This is a genomic window from Clostridium muellerianum (assembly GCF_012926525.1).
Lineage (GTDB): Bacteria > Bacillota > Clostridia > Clostridiales > Clostridiaceae > Clostridium_AM > Clostridium_AM muellerianum.
Genome location: NZ_JABBNI010000025.1, coordinates 158,935 through 178,847, shown reverse-complemented (window position 1 = coordinate 178,847; position 19,913 = coordinate 158,935). Strand labels below are relative to the sequence as shown.

At 29.9% G+C, this 19,913-nt stretch carries 14 protein-coding genes; 13 read left to right on the top strand and 1 reads right to left on the bottom strand.

The window, feature by feature from the left end; genetic code table 11:
* The first annotated feature begins 6 nt into the window (after positions 1 to 6).
* The 7 genes from HBE96_RS13780 (at position 7) to HBE96_RS13750 (ending at position 8,357) form a co-directional block, all read left to right on the top strand.
* Positions 7 to 1,551 (top strand): 2-isopropylmalate synthase, encoded by a 1,545-nt coding sequence (locus HBE96_RS13780; protein ID WP_169298306.1) that lies wholly within the window; start codon positions 7 to 9, stop codon positions 1,549 to 1,551.
* Between the two features lie 180 nt (positions 1,552 to 1,731).
* Positions 1,732 to 2,997 (top strand): 3-isopropylmalate dehydratase large subunit, encoded by a 1,266-nt coding sequence (gene leuC / locus HBE96_RS13775; RefSeq protein ID WP_169298305.1) that lies wholly within the window; start codon positions 1,732 to 1,734, stop codon positions 2,995 to 2,997.
* Entirely contained in the window at positions 2,997 to 3,488 is a 492-nt protein-coding gene (gene leuD, locus HBE96_RS13770) for a 3-isopropylmalate dehydratase small subunit (RefSeq protein ID WP_169298304.1), read from the top strand. The genes leuC and leuD overlap by 1 nt, the downstream gene beginning before the upstream one ends.
* The gene (gene leuB / locus HBE96_RS13765) at positions 3,488 to 4,555 is read left to right on the top strand and encodes a 3-isopropylmalate dehydrogenase (RefSeq protein WP_169298303.1); all 1,068 of its coding nucleotides are present in this window, start codon (positions 3,488 to 3,490) and stop codon (positions 4,553 to 4,555) included. Before leuD ends, leuB begins: the two co-directional genes overlap by 1 nt.
* 107 nt (positions 4,556 to 4,662) lie before the next feature.
* A complete protein-coding gene (ilvB, locus tag HBE96_RS13760; RefSeq protein WP_169298302.1) occupies positions 4,663 to 6,270 on the top strand; it encodes a biosynthetic-type acetolactate synthase large subunit in 1,608 nt (535 codons plus the stop codon).
* 14 nt (positions 6,271 to 6,284) lie between these two features.
* Positions 6,285 to 6,803 carry an acetolactate synthase small subunit gene (gene ilvN, locus HBE96_RS13755; protein ID WP_169298473.1) on the top strand — a complete coding sequence of 173 codons (519 nt, stop codon included), beginning with the start codon at positions 6,285 to 6,287 and terminating at the stop codon, positions 6,801 to 6,803.
* Positions 6,804 to 7,049: 246 nt separating this feature from the next.
* Positions 7,050 to 8,357, top strand: a complete 1,308-nt coding sequence (locus tag HBE96_RS13750) for a VanW family protein (RefSeq protein ID WP_169298301.1) — start codon at positions 7,050 to 7,052, stop codon at positions 8,355 to 8,357.
* 73 nt (positions 8,358 to 8,430) lie between these two features.
* Here the strand turns inward: HBE96_RS13750 and HBE96_RS13745 are convergent, their stop codons facing one another.
* Entirely contained in the window at positions 8,431 to 8,991 is a 561-nt protein-coding gene (locus HBE96_RS13745) for a Uma2 family endonuclease (protein ID WP_169298300.1), read from the bottom strand.
* Between the two features lie 205 nt (positions 8,992 to 9,196).
* On the opposite strand from HBE96_RS13745, the gene HBE96_RS13740 reads away from it, so the two are divergent.
* The 6 genes from HBE96_RS13740 (at position 9,197) to HBE96_RS13715 (ending at position 19,687) form a co-directional block, all read left to right on the top strand.
* The gene (locus tag HBE96_RS13740; protein WP_169298299.1) at positions 9,197 to 9,793 is read left to right on the top strand and encodes a DUF1819 family protein; all 597 of its coding nucleotides are present in this window, start codon (positions 9,197 to 9,199) and stop codon (positions 9,791 to 9,793) included.
* A gap of 16 nt (positions 9,794 to 9,809) precedes the next feature.
* Positions 9,810 to 10,391, top strand: coding sequence for a DUF1788 domain-containing protein (locus tag HBE96_RS13735; RefSeq protein WP_169298472.1), 582 nt, complete (start codon positions 9,810 to 9,812; stop codon positions 10,389 to 10,391).
* Between the two features lie 99 nt (positions 10,392 to 10,490).
* On the top strand, positions 10,491 to 14,138 hold the full coding sequence (gene brxC, locus HBE96_RS13730) for a BREX system P-loop protein BrxC (protein ID WP_169298298.1): 3,648 nt from the start codon (positions 10,491 to 10,493) through the stop codon (positions 14,136 to 14,138).
* Between the two features lie 81 nt (positions 14,139 to 14,219).
* Positions 14,220 to 17,075, top strand: coding sequence for a BREX-1 system adenine-specific DNA-methyltransferase PglX (gene pglX, locus HBE96_RS13725; protein ID WP_342590184.1), 2,856 nt, complete (start codon positions 14,220 to 14,222; stop codon positions 17,073 to 17,075).
* Between the two features lie 1,023 nt (positions 17,076 to 18,098).
* Complete coding sequence (locus tag HBE96_RS13720) at positions 18,099 to 18,992, top strand: HipA domain-containing protein (RefSeq protein WP_169298297.1); 894 nt, start codon at positions 18,099 to 18,101, stop codon at positions 18,990 to 18,992.
* 2 nt (positions 18,993 to 18,994) lie between these two features.
* Positions 18,995 to 19,687 (top strand): HIRAN domain-containing protein, encoded by a 693-nt coding sequence (locus tag HBE96_RS13715; RefSeq protein ID WP_206154933.1) that lies wholly within the window; start codon positions 18,995 to 18,997, stop codon positions 19,685 to 19,687.
* Positions 19,688 to 19,913 lie beyond the last annotated feature (226 nt).

The window sequence follows — 19,913 nt, the reverse complement described above, 5'->3', positions numbered from 1 at the left end:
CTTTTTATGGATAAGAAGATATATATATTTGATACAACTTTAAGGGATGGGGAACAAACACCAGGAGTTAGTTTAAATCTTCAGGAGAAGTTAGAAATAGCAAAGCAGCTTGAAAAATTAGGTGTAGATGTCATTGAAGCAGGGTTCCCCCTTGCTTCAAAAGGAGATTTTGAAGCAGTTAAAGCAATTGCTAAAAATGTAAAGGGACCTGTTATTGTAGGCCTAGCTAGAACATCAAAGAAAGATATAGATCGTGCTTGGGAAGCTCTTAAATATGCTGAAAAACCTAGAATACACACATTTATAGCTACTTCAGATCTTCATATGGAGCATAAACTAAAAATGGAACCAGATGAAGTATTAAATACAGCTGTAGAAATGGTTAAGTATGCCAAATCATTATGTCCAAGTGTGGAATTCTCACCAGAGGATGGAACAAGAACAAAACCTGAATTTTTATACAAGGTATTAGAATCTGTAATAGATGCTGGAGCTGATATACTTAATATACCTGATACTGTAGGATATTCAACACCAAATGAATATGGTGCATTTATTAAGGGAATTAAAGAAAATGTTCCTAATATTGAAAAAGCAATTATAAGTGTTCACTGTCATAATGATTTAGGTTTAGCTGTGGCAAATTCTTTGGCAGCTATTGAAAATGGAGCAACACAAATAGAATGTGCAGTAAATGGCTTAGGAGAAAGAGCTGGTAATGCAGCACTAGAAGAAATTGTCATGGCTATCAAGACACGATCAGATAATTTTAATTGTTATACAGATATAGTTACAGAACAAATAAGCAAAACTAGCAATTTAGTAAGCCATATGACAGGTGTAGAAATTCAACATAACAAGGCTATTGTGGGAGCTAATGCTTTTGCTCATGAATCAGGTATACATCAACATGGAGTATTAAATTGCAGGGAAACTTATGAAATAATGACTCCAGAATCCGTAGGCTTAAAGAAAAACTCTATAGTGCTTGGTAAACATTCAGGAAGACATGCTTTTGAAGAAAGATTGAAAGAATTGGGATATGCTAATTTAAGTATGGATAAGATAAATGAAGCTTTTATAAAATTTAAGGATTTAGCAGATAAGAAAAAGTCTGTTTCAGATGAAGATATTGAAGCTTTAGTTATACAGGAAGCTTTTCAAATTCCAGAACTATTTAAGCTTGAGTATTTTCAAATTTCCAGTGGAAACAGTACTTTGGCTACATCCACAGTGAAGCTTGGATTTGAGGATAAAAAGCTTGAAGAAGCTTCATTAGGTGATGGACCAGTGGATGCAACTTTTAAAGCTATTGAAAAAGCTATTGGAATTGATGTGATATTAAAGAATTATTTCTTAAAGGCAATTGGGAGTGGAAAGGATGCATTAGGAGAAGTGACTTTGAAGATTGAAAAAGAGGGTAGAATCTATTCTGGCAAAGGAATTAGCACAGATGTTATTGAATCCAGTGCAAAAGCTTTTATAAATGCTATTAATAAAATGCATTATGAAATGAATTATGACGCCAATGAAATTAGGCAAGTACAATAAAAATTAACATATTTATATGAAAACTATAAATCATTTATAATAACTTTCATTAACTATAATTTGTTAATAAAATTGGATTTTTACACCTATAAATAGGTTAAAGAATACAATAAAATAAGTTTTGTAATATTGCTTAAAATACAAATATTAACTTAAACACATGGATAGGGGGCAAATAATATGGCGATGACTATGACTCAGAAAATCTTAGCTGCTCATGCAGGACTTGAAAGTGTAAAACCTGGACAATTGATAAAGGTAAAATTGGATTTGGTATTAGGTAATGATATAACCACTCCTGTGGCTATTAAGGAATTTGACAAAATAGGAGTAAAAAAGGTGTTTGACAAGAAAAAAATAGCTATTGTTCCAGATCATTTTACACCTAATAAGGATATAAAATCTGCTGAACAGTGTAAGTGTACAAGGGAATTTGCGTGTAAAATGGAAATTGAAAATTATTTTGAAGTTGGACAAATGGGAATAGAACATGCACTTATTCCTGAAAAAGGTTTGGCTGTTTGTGGAGATGTAATAATTGGTGCAGATTCTCATACTTGTACTTATGGTGCTTTAGGCGCATTTTCTACAGGTATTGGAAGTACTGATATGGGAGCAGGTATGGCTACAGGAGAAGCTTGGTTCAAGGTTCCAGAAGCTATAAAGTTTGTATTAAAGGGAAAGATGGCACCTTGGGTAAGTGGAAAAGATGTTATTCTTCATATTATAGGAATGATAGGAGTAGATGGTGCTCTTTATAAATCTATGGAATATACAGGTGAAGGTTTAAAAAATTTATCTATGGATGATCGCTTTACTATGGCTAACATGGCTATTGAAGCAGGTGCTAAAAATGGAATTTTTGAAGTAGATGATAAAACTATAGAATATGTAAAAGAACATTCAAATAGAGAATATACTGTTTATACTGCAGATGAAGATGCAGAGTACAGCAGAGTTATAGAAATAGATTTATCATCCATCAGACCTACAGTTGCATTCCCACATTTACCTGAAAATACAAGAACTATTGATGAAGTTGGAGAGGTTTTTATAGATCAAGTAGTTATAGGTTCTTGTACTAATGGAAGAATAGAAGATTTAAGAGCAGCGGCTAAGGTCTTTAAAGGAAACAAAGTTAATAAAAGAGTAAGAGCAATTATATTTCCTGCAACTCAGAAGATTTATCTTGAAGCTTTAAGAGAAGGACTTTTAGAAATTTTTATAGAAGCTGGAGCAGTGGTTAGTACACCTACTTGTGGACCTTGTCTTGGAGGACACATGGGGATTTTAGCCAAAGGAGAAAGAGCTATTGCAACTACTAATAGAAATTTTGTAGGAAGAATGGGACATCCAGAAAGTGAAGTGTATTTAGCAAGTCCAGCAGTAGCAGCAGCATCAGCAATTACAGGAAAAATTTCATCTCCAGAGGAGGTAGCAAAATAATGATTAAGGGTAAAGCAATTAAATATGGAAATAATGTAGATACAGATGTTATCATACCAGCAAGATATTTAAGTACAAGTGATCCAAAAGAACTAGCAGCTCATTGTATGGAAGATTTAGATAAGGATTTTAAAAATAAAATATCAGCTGGAGACATTATGATAGCAGGAAAGAATTTTGGATGTGGTTCTTCAAGAGAACATGCACCCATTGCTATTAAAGCATCAGGCATAGGATGTATTATAGCAGAAACTTTTGCAAGAATATTTTTTAGGAATTCAATAAACATAGGACTTCCTATAATGGAATGTACTGAAGCTGCAAAAGATATTGAAGAAAATGATGAAGTATCTATAGATGTTTCTACAGGAATAATAACTAATATTACTAAAAATAAAACTTACATTGCAGTTCCTTTTCCACAATTTATGCAGAAGATTATAGATGCAGATGGACTTATAAATTATATTAAGCAAGAGGTGGATGAATAATGAAAATAGCAGTAATGCCGGGAGACGGAATAGGTAAAGAGATAATTAAACAGGGAATAAAGGTAATAAAAGCAATTGCCAATAAATACAAATGTGATTTTGAAATTAAAGAAGCGTTAATAGGTGGAGCAGCTATAGATGAAACAGGATCTCCACTTCCAGAGGAAACCATAGAAATTTGTAAAAGTAGTGATGCAGTACTGTTAGGTGCAGTAGGTGGACCTAAGTGGGATAAGCTCCCAGGAAATTTAAGACCTGAAGCAGGTCTTCTAGGTATAAGAAAGACTTTAGAGGTATTTGCTAATTTAAGACCAGCTATTTTATTTCCTCAGCTTAAAGCTGCTTCAAATTTAAAAGAAGAAGTATTAGGCGATGGTTTAAATATTATGATTGTTAGAGAATTAATTGGTGGTGCTTATTTTGGAGAAAAAAAGAGAGTAGATATAAAAGAGGGACAAAGAGCCTCAGATACCATTGTTTATTCTACTCCTGAAATAGAGAGAATTGTAAAAATGGCCTTTCAGGTTGCAAGAAAAAGAAATAAAAAGCTTACATTAATAGATAAAGCAAATGTACTTGAAAGCTCAAGACTTTGGAGAGAAGTTACAGAGAAAATATCAGAGGATTATAAAGATGTAGAGTTAAATTATATGTATGTAGATAACGCAGCTATGCAGCTTATTCGTGATCCTAAGCAGTTTGATACTATTGTCACTGAAAATATGTTTGGGGACATTTTAAGTGATGAAGCATCTATGCTTACTGGTTCTTTAGGAATGCTTCCTTCTGCAAGTCTTGGAGAAGGGAAAGTTGGTATGTATGAACCTATTCATGGATCAGCTCCAGATATTGCAGGATGCGATAAAGCTAATCCTATTGGAACTATTATGAGTATTGCTATGATGCTTAGATACAGCTTTAATATGGAAGAAGCAGCAAGAGATATAGAAAATGCAGTTTCAAAGGTTTTAGATAAAGGTTATCGTACATCGGATATTATGGAACAGGAAAAAATATTAGTAGGAACAGAAAAAATGGGAGAACTTATAGCACAAGAAATTCAATAGAGCGGGTATAAAATGGGATAAATGAAAAGGGGGCTTTTCATTTATAATTTGGGGAATTTTCCTTATACCTTAAGTGCTAGTAAATGAATAAATAAGGGGGTAAACTAATGAAAGCTGCAGAAGCTATTATTCAATGTTTAATAAAAGAAAATGTAAAAACTGTATTTGGGTATCCAGGTGCTACAGTGGTAGCTTTGTATGAAGCTTTAAGAGAATCGGAAATTGAACATATATTAGTTAGACATGAACAAGCAGCAGGACATAGTGCCAGTGGATTTGCAAGAGCTACAGGAACTACAGGAGTTTGCATTGTAACTTCTGGTCCCGGTGCTACTAATGTTATAACTTCAGTTGCTACAGCTTATATGGATTCTATACCAATGGTTATTATTACGGGGCAGGTTAAATCCAATTTAATTGGAAAAGATGTTTTTCAGGAAGCGGATATTACTGGGGCAGTGGAATCTTTCACAAAGCATAATTATTTAGTGAAAAGTACTGAGGATATTCCACGTATTATAAAAGAAGCTTTTTATATAGCAGGAACAGGAAGACCAGGACCTGTATTAATTGATATACCATCAGATATTCAAGAACAGGATATAGATTTTGAATATCCAGAAGAAGTAAACATTAGGGGCTACAAACCTACAGTTATTGGGCATAAAGGGCAAATAAAAAGAGCTTTAGATAAGATTAAAAGTAGTAAAAAACCTCTCATCTGTACTGGGGGCGGTATTGGATGTGCTAAAGCAGAAAAAGAATTAATGGAATTTGTTAAAAAATCGAAGATTCCAATTGTACATACTCTAATGGGCAAAGATTGTGTGCAGGGAGACAATTCTTATTATATAGGGCTTATTGGATCTCATGGATTTAGTTATGCAAATAAAGCAGTATCTGAGGCTGATGTTTTAATACTTATTGGTACTAGAATTGCAGATAGAGCTACAGCAGGATCTAAATATTTTGGAAAAGATGCAGAAATTATTCATATTGATATTGATCCAGCAGAAATAGGAAAAAATTTAGGAACTAATATTCCTGTGGTTGGGGATTGCAAAAACATATTAGAAGAATTAATTAAGGGTATAGAACCTTTGGAAACAGAGCAGTGGATTAATGAAATAAGAAGCTGGCAAAAAGAAAAAAATGTATGTACCTTTGAAAACAAGGTTAATCCAAAATATTGCTTGAAGATTTTGTCGGAAGTTATAGAAGATGATGCCATTGTTACTGTAGATGTAGGTCAAAATCAAATTTGGTGCGCTAGAAATTTTACTGTAAAAGGTGAAAGAAGATTTTTAACTTCTGGAGGACTTGGAACTATGGGATATTCTCTTCCAGCAGCAGTAGGTGCAAAAATAGCAGAGTCTAATAGAAGAGTAGTTGCTGTTATGGGAGATGGATCATTTCAAATGAGTTTATTTGAGCTTGGGACTGCAGCTCAAAACAATGTAAATTTAATAATAATATTGTTTAACAATTCAGGACTTGGAATGGTTAGGGAAATACAAAACAGAATTTATGAAGGAAATTATGGAGTTGCCTTAAATTGTAATCCAGATTTTATAAAAATAGCTGAAGCTTATGGTTTTGCAGGAAAAAAAGTTAATTCTAATGAAGCTTTTGAAAAAGCTCTTAAAGAGGCTATGGAATCTACTAAAACTTTTCTTATAGAATGTGAAGTTGATCCACGAGAAAGTACTTTTTAAAGGGGGCGATTATTATAAATAAGTATGTATTGTCAGTACTGGTAGAAAATCATTCAGGAGTTTTAAGCAAAATTTCAGGATTATTCAGCAGAAGAGGCTATAATATTCACAGTTTAACAGTAGGAGTTACAGAAGATCCTGAAATATCCCGTATGACCATAGTTATTATAGGCGATGAATATATGGTTGAGCAGATTAATAAGCAATTAAATAAACTTGTAGAAGTTATAAAAGTAGTAGAATTGGATACAAACAAATCTGTTTACAGGGAGCTTGCTTTAGTAAAAGTAACTGTGGATATGAATACTAAATCTTCTATTACGGAAACAGTTAATATATTTAGAGCTAATATTGTAGACCTGAATAATAAAAGCATGACTATTGAAATAACTGGGGATGAAGGAAAAGTATCAGCTTTTATTAATCTTATGAAGCCTTATGGTATTAAGGAAATTGTGAGAACAGGTGTAACTGCTCTTGAAAGAGGATGTAAATCCATAGATATAGAAGGGATTGAGTGTAAATTTGCATAAAAGCAAATTTACACTCAATCCTTTTAATTTTACAGAAAAGTGTTAACAAAGCTGTAAACAATCTAAAGTCCCTAAAATGTTATTTTTAAGAGAATATTTAATAAATTTAAAGCCAAAACTGTCAAATAGTAGTATAATAATGAATGTAGATTAATGAAGTTAATATGTTTTAGATAAGGCTTTATATGGTTCTAGGTAAAAACATTGGAGTTAAGTTTCAATTTGTAGGAGGATTCATAGCAATAAATGATAGAAAATGAAAACAATAAGGAGAAAACAATAAAAAAACCTAAAATAAAAGTAAATAGAAAGAAAATGACAAGATCTTTATGTATACTTGTTGTATTGTTTTATATTATGCGTATATCTTGGATACATTTTTGGGTTAATAAGTATGACAAGCTTATATATCCTGGAGTTAAAGTAGAAGGTATAAAATTAAATGGAAAAACTAAAGAAGAAGCTGTAAATACTTTGAAACGCAATTATGTAAATGAAATATTTAAGAAAAATATAGTGATTAAGGTTCAGGACAAATCATATACAATAAATTATTCAAAGCTTAATATAAATTATAATATAGAAGATACTGTAAAAGATGCTTTTAAGTATGGTAAGGACAAAAGTACCCATGATAAATATAAAGCTATAAGAAGTTCAGAAGAAAAGAATTTTAGTTTGAAGTATAAATATGATAAAAAAGAAATTGAAGAAACTATATCAAAAATTCAGCAGCAGTTTGATAAAAAGCCAGTAGATGCTAAAATAACTAAAAATAAAGATGATGACTTTAAAATTACTTCAGAAAAATATGGACAAGAGGTTGATAAGGACAAACTTATTAAGGATATTGATGAGGGAATTAGCAATAAGGCTATTAAGGATATAGTAGTTAATGCTTCATTAAAAAAGGTACAACCTTCTACAAAAAAATCAGACTTAGAGAAGATTGATACAAAAATATCTAGTTTTACTACTAATTTTTCATCTTCATCAGATAGTAGAATTAACAATATTAATATATCAGCAAAGGCTTTAGATGGAACTACTATAATGCCAAAAGGAAAATTTAGTTTTAATAATATAGTAGGAGAAAGAACGGAGAAAAAAGGATATAAAGCTGCAACAATTATTGTGGGTGATAAATTAGAGTCTGGTCTAGGTGGAGGTGTATGTCAGGTGTCAAGTACACTTCATAATGCTGTAGTAAGAGCGGGTATAACACCTACAGAAAGAGATCACCACAACATGCCTGTTAGTTATGTAGGTCTTGGAATGGATGCAACTGTGGATTATGGAAATATAGATTATAAGTTTAAAAATACACTGGATTATCCTATATATATAGAGTGTGTAGTAAAGGACAAGGATATAACATTTAATATTTTTTCTAATTCTAAATTAACTAAAAAAACCTATGACCTTGTAAATAATGTTAAAACCGTGAGCAAGGCTGGAAAAACAATATGTACAGTAAAAGCGTATAAAGTCACTTATGTAGATGGAAAAGAGGTTTCTAGACAGGAAATAAATAGTGATGATTATGCAAAATAAAATTTTGTAATAATTATATAGGGACTTTGAAAGATTTTTTGTTGAAATTTTGTCTTTCAAAAGTCCCTTATTATTATGTAGGAGATTTAAATATTTTTTCAAGATTAATTTTTAGATCTTTATACAATGAACTTACAAAAGTATCTTTAGAGTAAAACACTTTTGGAGTACCATAACTGCCATTAACTAAAGTATATTGAGTTATTGATCCACTTGGTTCAACTATATTATACTCTAATACTCCGAATTTTTGGTATATACGAGCCTTAATAAAATAGTCGTTGTCAGAATATTTTTCAGATACTACTTCAAAAACTATTTTTGGTGATGATATAAAACTTTCACCTAAAGTTTCAGCATCTTCACACATGATAAAAATGTCAGGTAATAAGTTATATTGTTCATTTTCATTCTTAAATATAACTTCTATTTGCTTAGAAAAAGGTTCACAGTTGCTTCCGTCAAAATATTCATCTAACCTAGAAAGAAGTCTTCTTACTATTCTATTATGGTTTTGAGATGTTCTGGAACTAAATAATATTTCACCATTTAGATATTCGCAGATTCCATCATATTTACTTTGAATTTCCTCAAATTGTTTTGGTGTAATAAATACATTTCTAATCGGTTCCATATATTCATCACCTCATTATATTATATTTCTATAAACTTATTATATGTCTATTGTTAACGCTTATCAATTATTTATTAAAATTAGAGTTAATTTAAAAACTAGTTATGAATTACATTAATTATAAAAGTATAATTTAGAAAATATTATATTCTAAGTTGTGATATAATATTTTGTGTAAAACTGGACCATGGAGGTGAATGAAGTTATGGAATATAAATCCACTATTAAGTCCAGACCTTATTTGTATAAAGAAACCAAAAAGGCTGCAATCCTTATAAATCAAGGTTTATCTTTAAGTGAAATAAAAAAGAAATCATTAGAAGAAAATATTTTTCAACTTGAAAGTGAAGCTAGAAAAAAGGAAGTTGCATCAATAATAGCTTCAAGATTACAAATTTTGGATAAGCACATAATAGAAAAAATAGTAAAGGGCAACATAGAAACATCTAAAATACTTGTTTTATATTCAATTATCAAAACAGATAGGTTATTTTTTGAATTTATGAATGAGATTTATAAGGAGAAAATATTATTAAGAGATTTTTATATAAAAGACAAAGATTTTAATTTATTTTTTCAAAGTAAAAGAGAGCAAAGTGATAAAGTAGCTTCTTGGACAGAATATACATTAAAAAAGTTAAAACAAGTTTATATAAGAATTCTTTTTGAATGTGGGCTTATTAAAAACCAAAAAGGGGATAGAGAAATAAAGATTCCTATAGTAGAGAATGAAGTAAAACAATATCTCTACAAAATAGGAGATAAAATATATATAAATGCAATACTAGGAGATAATGAGTAAAGGAGTAGAGATGGTAATGAAGGATATATATCAAAGAATTGATGAAATATTACCTAAGATCGTTGAATCTACATTTATACAAAATAAGGGATTAGGTAATGAAATAGGATTCTATATTTTTGACTATAATCCAGAACATGAACTCTTAATTAGGGAGAGAATAAAATTTATAAAGGAAAAGGCTAAGGAAGTATATGGATTAAATATAGTTGAATTTGATCTTTATGATATAATTTTAGAAATTTTAGAGTCAAAGGGATATTTTAAGAAGAATCTAGAAATGGAACAGAAAAAAGGCAGTGAACAAGTGTTCAATGCTACTAAAAAAACATTAAGATTAACATTAGAAAATGACTTAGTGGTAAAATACATTTCAGAAAGGTTAGAGGGAAGGGACATTGTATTTTTAACTGGTATAGGGAAGGCTTGGCCTATAATAAGATCACATACTATTTTAAATAATCTACATAGAATCGTAGAAAAGCAGCCATTAATAATGTTTTTTCCAGGAAACTATGATGGTGGTTCACTTATGCTCTTTAATACTTTGAAAGATGACAATTATTATAGAGCATTTCCATTAATAGATAAAGTTTAGATTAATTCAGAAAGGTAGAATTGATTAACTAATGTTTGTAAAAGTAAGAGCCTAGTGGTAGTTATCGGATAAATATTAAAAGTATAGGGGGAAATTTATATGGACTTCATGTTAAAAGATATGTTTTATAAAAAAATAGATAGAGATATTAAAGGTGTTATAAAAGTTGGGCAGTATGATGATGAAAATATAAAGCAGGAATTAGATGAATATGTTGTAACTGGTGAGTTAAACAAACATATTGATAGATTTTTTGAAAGCTATAAAACAGGTATATTAGGAAATACAGATAAAAACGGTGTATGGATTTCAGGATTCTTTGGTAGTGGTAAGTCTCATTTTTTAAAGATACTTTCTTATCTTTTAGAAAATAGAGACATAGAAGGAAAGAAAGCTATTAATTATTTTGATGATAAGGGATTGGATAGCGTTATATTAGCAAATATGAAACAAGCAGGAGATGTAAAAGCAGATGTTATTCTTTTCAATATAGACTCGAAATCTGACTCTGATTCTAAGTCTAATAAAGATGCAATTGTCAATGTATTTAACAAGGTATTTAATGAAATGCAGGGCTTTTGCGGATCTATGCCTTGGATAGCAGAATTAGAGAGGCAAATGGTTAAAGATGGAGTTTATGAAGATTTTAAAAGGACTTTTGAAGAAATATCAGGTAATTCATGGATAGATGCAAGGGAAGACTTCTTCTATGAAGAAGATTCAATTATAGAAGCCTTGTCTAAAACTACTAAAATGAGTGAGGAAGCAGCAAGAAATTGGTATAACAAGTGTGAAGAAAATTATTCATTAAGTATAGATAAGTTTGCTTTCAAGGTTAAAGAATACAGTGATTCTAAGGGAAAAAATCATCATGTAGTTTTCTTAGTAGATGAAATTGGTCAGTATATAGGAGATAATACTAGGTTTATGTTAGACCTTCAAACAGTTGTAGAGGATTTAGGTACTAAATGCAACGGAAAATGCTGGGTAATAGTTACATCTCAAGAAGGATTGGATGAATTTACAAAGGTTAAAGGAAATGATTTTTCTAAGATTCAAGGCAGATTTAATACTAGATTATCTCTTTCATCAGCAAATGTGGATGAAGTAATTAAAAAACGTATACTTAGAAAAAAAGATACTGCTATAAGCCATTTAAAAGCATTATATGAGCAAAAAGAATCTATAATAAAGAATCTTTTAACCTTTACATCAGATACTGCTGAAATGAAATTATATAAAAATGGAGAAGATTTTGCAGAAGTATATCCATTTATTCCTTACCAATTTAATTTACTTCAAGCTACCTTTAATGGAATTAGGGAGCATGGAGCATCTGGTAAGAGCTTATCTAAAGGAGAAAGAAGTTTATTAGGTGCATACCAACAAGTTGCTGTAGATTATATGGATAAGGACTCTAATATACTTATACCGTTTTCAGCTTTTTATAGAACCATAGAAACTTTTTTAGATTCAGCCATTAGATCAGTTATCATTCATGCAGAAAACAATGATCACTTAAACGATTATGATGTGGAAATTTTAAAACTTTTATTTTTGGTTAAGTATGTAAAAGAAATTAAAGCTAATATAGAAAATTTATCTACATTATTAGTAAGTGAAATAGATGATGACAAACTAGAAATAAAGAAAAAAGTTCAAGAATCCTTAAACAGACTAATAAGAGAAACATTAGTTCAGAAGAATGGTGATGAATATATATTTTTAACTAATGATGAGCAGGATGTAAATAAAGAAATTAAGAATATGCCAGTAGATAGTGGGGAAGTTGTTCAAAAGATTGGAGAAATAATTTTTGATGATATATATGGTGATCCTAAATTTTCATATTCAAAAAAATATCAATTTACATTTAATAAAATAGTAGATGATAGAACTAGAGGACCACAAACAAATGAAATAGGAGTTAAGGTTATAACTGCAAATTTTGATTTAGTAGGTGGCTCTAGTGAAAGTGAGTTAAAGCTTTTATCTACTAGAGAAAGCAATGTAATTATAAATATTGCAAAGGAAGTTAATTATATTGAAGAAATAGAAAATGTATTAAAGATAGATGCTTATTTAAGAGTTAAGGGAGGAACAAAATCTAGTACAGCTATAGAAGACATTAAAACAAAGAAAAGCAGGGAGAGAGAAGATAGAGCCAAAAGAGCAAAGTTTTTAATAGAAGAAGCTTTAAGAACTGCAGAAGTATATGTGAATGGAAGTTTACTAGATATAAAAGAAAAAAGCAGTATAGATAGAATAAATGAAGGACTAAGGGCCTTAATAGATTCTAAGTATAATAAGATTAACTACATAAAGAGTTTTAAAGAAAATGCTAAAGAGCTTTATGACATTATGGATGCAAGATTAAACCAAATGGAGTTAGTGGATAGCAATCCTAATAGATTAGCGGTAGATGAAGTTAATAATCATATACAAACTAGTTCAGCAAGAAATCTGCAAGTTACAGTTAAGAGCGTATTAACTAAGTTTTCAAAGCCTCCTTATGGATGGAAAGACATTGACATACAGACCATAATAATAACTTTATTTAAAAAGCAGGATATTAAAGTTATATTGAATGGAGAAGTAGTGACTCCTAACAATAGAGAAATAGTAAACTATATTACTAAGAGAGATTATATTGAGAGAGTTATATTAAAGACTAGAGAAAAAGTAAGTCAAAAATACATAGATGTAGTTCGTGATTTAAATAAGGATTTGTTTGGATTTTCATCACTACCAGGTGATGAAGATGGAATAATGAGTATATTTAAAGATGAATGTAAGAAGGAGCTATCAAGAATAAACGAAATGCTTGTTAACTTTTCACATAGAAACTCTTACCCAGGAGAAAATATATTAAAGGATGGTAAGAAATTATTTGTAGAAATAGTAGAGCTTACAGATACAATTGAGTTTTTTAAAAAAGTGTATGATTTAGAAGATGAGTTATTAGATTATGCAGATAATATTGATGAGATAAAGGGATTTTTCTATAAGAAAGAAAATGGAAGAATAGATTTTTCATCTAAAGGCGAGCAGAGGATTATATTTGATGATGCTTTAGATAAGTTAGAAAACTTTCAAGATAATAAAGAATATATAGTAAACGATGATGTAAAGAGAGTTGTAGAAGAAATAAAGGAAATATTGAGAATGTCTAAACCTTATTCTAAGATACCAGGAATACCACTTTTAATAGAAAAGTATAACAACAAGATATTGTCATTACTAGAAGAAGAAAGTATTCCTGTAAAAGGCTTTATAGAAATGTGTAAAAAAGAGGTTTTTGAAACCTTAGACAATTATGATTTTAAGGATAAGTTTAATAATAAAATAATTGAAGAATTTAATAACCTTTATGCTAGAGTTGAAGGAGCAAATAATTTTGCTGTACTTTCATCCATGTCTGATCTCGCAGATAAGCTTAAGCTAAAATTAATTAAGGAAATAATAGAAGAGGATGAAAGACAAAAGATAATAAAGTCTAAGAAAATAGAAAATGCCAATAGAGTGGCAGAGAAACCAGAAAATAAAGAAGAAAAAACTATTGCTGCAGCTTATGAAGTAGATAGTATACCAGAGGTTATTATAAAAACAAAGACTTTAAGCATGAGGGAATTAGTTAAAGGTCAGAAGACTATAAAGAATAATGATGACATAGATGAAGTTGTAGAAGCACTAAGAAAGAAATTAAGAGAAGAGCTGGAAAAGGATACAATAATAAGTTTGGTTTAGTGGGCAGTGATTAGTGAGCAGTAAGTATTGGGTAGATAGTAACTAACCACTGCTCACTAGATATAAGAAGGGGAAAAACAAATGGATAAAAATAAAATAAAAACTTTTGCCATATGGGCTAGAAAAAATTTAATAGGTTCAGTTAGTGAAAGAGCAAATAGAATAGGTGTAACAGAAAATAAAATAGAAGATGCAGTAGCTGTACAAGGTGGATTTAAGTTAGAAGGTAAGGAAGAAATATTTAAACTTTCTAAAGGGCATAGAGATAAGCTAGTAAATGAAGTTAGAGAAAAAGGCTTTGATCAAGTAATGGAAGAGGCAGCGTATACCTGGTTTAATAGATTTATGGGACTCAGGTATATGGAAGTGAATGACTATCTTCCAAGTGGAATAAGAGTTCTTTCATCAGAAGTTGAAGGAAAAACAGAGCCAGATGTTTTAACTAGAATATCCGAAGTAATAGATGAATTAAAATTAGATGCAGAATACATATATAGACTTTTAGATAGTGGAAAGACAGAAGATAGAGAAGAAGCCTATAAGCATATTTTAGTAAAGCAATGTAATGAACTAGGCAAAATAATACCTCAAATGTTTGAAAAGATAAGTGACTATACAGAATTATTACTACCAGATAACCTTTTAGAAGAAGGTTCTGTAATAAGAAAAATGGTAGAAGATATAGAAGAAGTAGACTTTAAGGAAGAAGTAGAAATAATAGGCTGGATGTATCAATACTATATATCTGAAAAGAAAGATGAAGTATTTGCAGCCTTAAAAAAGAATGTAAAAATATCAAAAGAAAATATACCAGCAGCAACACAACTTTTTACTCCAAAGTGGATAGTTAAATATATGGTAGAAAATTCACTAGGCAGATTGTGGCTTGAAGGACATCCCAATGAAGAGATTCAAAAGGAGTGGAAATACTATTTGGAAGAAGCAGACCAGGAGCCGGAAGTAGAAGAAGAATTAAAGAAGATAAGGGAAGAACATAGTAAATTAAAGCCAGAAGATATAAAGGTATTAGATCCATGTATGGGCTCAGGACATATATTGGTGTATGCATTTGACGTACTTTATAAGATATATGTATCAGCAGGATATTCAGAAAGAGAAATACCTAGAATGATACTACAAAATAATCTTTATGGTCTGGATATAGACGATAGAGCAGCACAACTGGCTTCTTTTGCTTTGATTATGAAGGCTAGACATTATAATAGAAGGTTGTTTAGGGAGATTGAAAGAGTAGACTTGGAATTAAATTTATGTTCAATACAAGAGAGTAATGAAATAACTAAAGAGGCTATAGACTACTTTGTAGGAGTTGATAGTGGACAGAAGATAGTGGACAGTAAGAAGATTAAAGAAGATGTATTACAAGAAGTTGCTATGGATACTGTGAAAGTTGGTAATGATACGCTTAGAGAAGATATTGAATATTTAGTTGAAGTGTTTACTGATGCTAAGGAATATGGGTCTATACTTGAGGTTAAAAAAGTAAATTTTAAAGCATTGAAACAGAGATTAATGGAAATAGAAAAAGATGATAACTTTATATTTGGTGATTATAGAAGAATACTTTTGGATAAACTTCCTGTAATAGTTAAACAAGCAGAAATAATGGGTAGAAAATATGGGATTTGTGTTACTAATCCTCCCTATTTGGGTAGAAAAGGTATGTCGATAAAATTAATAGACTATATTGATGAAAAATATTCTAAACATAAACAGGATGTATATTCGGTATTTATTGATAAGGTTAATAACTATACAAACAAATATTGCTTTATGGGAATGATAACCCAACATTCATGGATGTTTTTGGAGAGATTTTCAGAGTTGAGAATTAAATTACTAGATTATACAACAATAATAAATATGGTTCATTTAGGTGCAAGAGCATTTGAAGAAATAAGTGGTGAAGTAGTTCAATCAGTAGCATTTGTATTACAAAACAGAAACAATAAGCAATATATTGGAAAGTATTCAAGGCTAATAGACTATAATAACACATATGAAAAGGAAAAAAATTATCTGGAAAAAGAAAATATAATATGTACTAAGCAAAAATTATTTAATGAAATACCTAATAATTACATTGCATATTGGATAACTGTTAATATGAATAAATTATTTGCAAATAGCAATTTAACTTCTTATGGAAAAGCACGAGAAGGTATGGCAACGGCAAACAATGACTACTTTCTAAAATTATGGTATGAAGTAAATTATAACCATATTAGGTTTAACGAATTTTCAAGGGAGTCAGCAATAATTAGTCAGAAGAAGTGGTTTCCGTATAATAAAGGAGGAGAGTATAGAAAATGGTATGGAAATAGAGATTATATAGTTAATTGGTATAATGACGGGGAGGAAATAAGAAATTTTAAAGATGGAAAGGGAAAAGTAAGATCACATAATTATAATCTAGAATATATATTTAATGAAGGAATTGGGTGGTCGTCAATTAGTTCAGGTATATTTAATTCTAGGTATATACCACATGGAACGTTATCTGATTCTAAAGGACCTACCTATTATTGTGATACAGATGAAAATTTAAATTATATATTAGGATTTCTTAATAGCAAAATTTCAAATGAACTACTTAAAATTTTGGCTCCAACACTAGATTATAAAGTTGGAGATATAGCGGATTTGCCTTTAATTTTAAAAGATGAAAAAAAGTTTTTAGTTAATCAATATGTTGATTTTTTAATAAATAAATGTAAAAATGACTGGGATTCATTTGAAACCTCATGGGATTTTAAAATACATCCACTTCTATTAGTGGATAGTGGAAAGTGGATGGTGGGGATAGTAGAGATGAACAAAAAAATACTAATCACTATTCACTATCCACTACCTGCTATATCTCTGATGCATTTAATATTTGGAAGTCATTTACGGATAGTCAATTTAATCAATTAAAGCATAATGAAGAAGAATTAAATAAAATCTTCATTGACATCTATGGTTTACAGGATGAATTAACTCCAGAAGTAGAAGATAAAGATATAACCATAAGAAAAGCAGATAGAGAAAGAGACATAAAATCATTTATTTCTTATGCTGTTGGTTGTATGCTTGGAAGATATTCCATAGATGCAGAAGGTCTTATTTATGCAGGTGGAGAATGGAAGGATAAATGGAGAGGTGATAATGGAGAGTGGAGAGTTAGGAAGCAATTAAAAAATGAAGATGGTGAAATAGTAGTTGATGAATGGATTAAGGCTACTTTTGTGCCAGATTTAGATAATGTTATTCCTATTACAGAAGATGAGTATTTTGAGGATGATATAGTTTCTAGATTTATTGAATTTGTCAGAACTGTTTATGGTAAGGAAACTTTAGAAGAAAATTTAGATTTTATTGCTGATTCAATAGGTAGAAAGCCTTCCGAAACTGCAAGACAGGCAATTAGAAGATACTTTATTAAAGATTTTTATAAGGATCATTTAAAGGTTTATCAAAAGAGACCCATTTATTGGATGTTTGATTCAGGTAAAAATGACGGCTTTAGGGCTTTAATTTATATGCATAGATATAATGAACAAACTGTAGCAAAGGTTAGAACTGATTATCTTCATACATTACAGAGAAAGTATGAAGCAGAAATACAAAGACATCAATTAATAGTGGATTCAGAAGAATATACTGCAAAAGATAGAACTGCTGCTAAAAAGAAGATAAGTAAAATAACTAAACAGATAGAAGAATGCAGGGAGTATGATCAGGTAGTTGCTCATTTAGCTAATGAGAAGATAGCTATTGATTTAGATGATGGAGTCAAGGTTAACTATGCTAAGTTCCAAGGAGTTAAAGTAATTAACTCTAAAGGAAAAGAAGTTAAGATGGACTTATTAGTAAAGATTTAGAAATTAATATAGGGTATGCTTAGTGTATACCTTATATCTTATAAATAGGAAGATTATAAGGCAGGTGAGTATATAGGTGCTTATTAAATTTGATTATTGGGAGATTGATGAAGAATCTCCATTCGGTAGTGGAGCCAGTGAGAAAAAGTGGCTTATTAATCCTAAAACTAGGCAGAAAGGTATATTTAAATTTCCTAAGGGTGCAGATATGGGGAAGCCTACAGGCGAATATTGGGCTGAAAAAATTGCATCACAATTGGCTGAAGTTTTAGAAATAGAATGTGCTAAGGTTGATATAGGAACATTTAGAGGTAGAGTAGGATCTATGAGTTATATGATATTAAATGATGAAGAAGAACTAATAGAGGGGATTCAATATATTACTAAGATATATAAGGAATATAATCAAGATAAGTTTATTGACTACAAAACAGCAGAACCTTATTCTATAAATATGATACTTCAATCAATTAAGGAAACAGGATTAGAAAAGGATTTCTTAGCTATTCCAATATTTGATGCATTAATAGGCAACAGTGATAGACATCATAGTAATTGGGGAATAGTAAGGAATAAAGTAAGTGGACACATAAGAATATCACCATTATATGATAATGGATCATCGTTATGTTGCCTTATTGATCCAAAAGATGTTCCGAACTTTTTAAGAGATAAGATGAGATTTGAGTCTTTAATATTTGGTAAATCAAAATCTATGATAAGATGGACAAAACCTAATAGAATAAGACATTTTGAATTAGTTGAATATATTAAAAGTGAATACTATGAAGAAACAGTTTGTATAGTAGATAAAATAAGAGAGAAGTTAAATGATAATAGAATAAGAGATATTGTATATAGTTATGATGATGGAATAATTCATCCCAATATAAAAAAATTATTATATGCTTTTTTAATAGAAAGAAGAAAGAGAATTATAGATATATATTATGGAGAAAAGGAGGAATAGTAATGAGTACAATTAATACCAGAGACTATATTTATCTAGTTTGGAAATATTATAAAACTAGGCAAAGATATATAGTTGGGGAGTTGTCTAAAAATGGCAAATATGAATTTAGATATAAAGCTGAAGATATAAACAAAGCAATTAAAAATGGGTTTAAACCACTTATAGCATTTCCTGACATAAATGAAGTATATGAAAGTTATGATATATTTCCTGCTTTTTCAAGTAGATTACCGGATAAGAGAAGAAAAGATGTAAAAGAAATATTAGCAAAATACAAGTTAGAAAAGTATGATGCATTTGAACTTTTAAAAAAGAGTGGAGGTAAACTTCCAACAGATAGTTTAGAATTCATAGATCCAATATTTTTAGATGAAACTAATATTGAGAGGGAGTTTTATATAGCAGGCGTTCGATATTATGACTATTGTGATGAGAAAAGTAAAAATACAAAATTAAAATTAGATATTAATGAAAAGCTGATATTAGAAAAAGATTACAATAATAAGTATGATAAATATGCAATAAAAGTTATTAATAAAGAAAATAAAATTATTGGATATATACCAGTTTTCTTTAGCAAAGAGATAAGTGAAGCCATTGAAAACAACAGAAAAATTAAATGTGTTGTAATTAATAAAGAATGTAGTGATACTTGTGAAGAGTGCATAAAGGTTAAATTAACTATTATTTAAATACTTTAAGATAAAAAAAGAAAACTAACATTGTTGTAAAAATAAGGATTTTTAAATAACATATTGACAAATAGTAAAATTTTAGGTATTATAGTAATAGGAACTAGGTAAATGTTTATAGCATATCGAGAGTTTAACTAGTTACTATAACAAGGCAAATGCCGTAAAGTATCCCCTGTGTTCATATGAGCATAGGGGTATCTTTTTTTGTATTAATTTGTAAAAA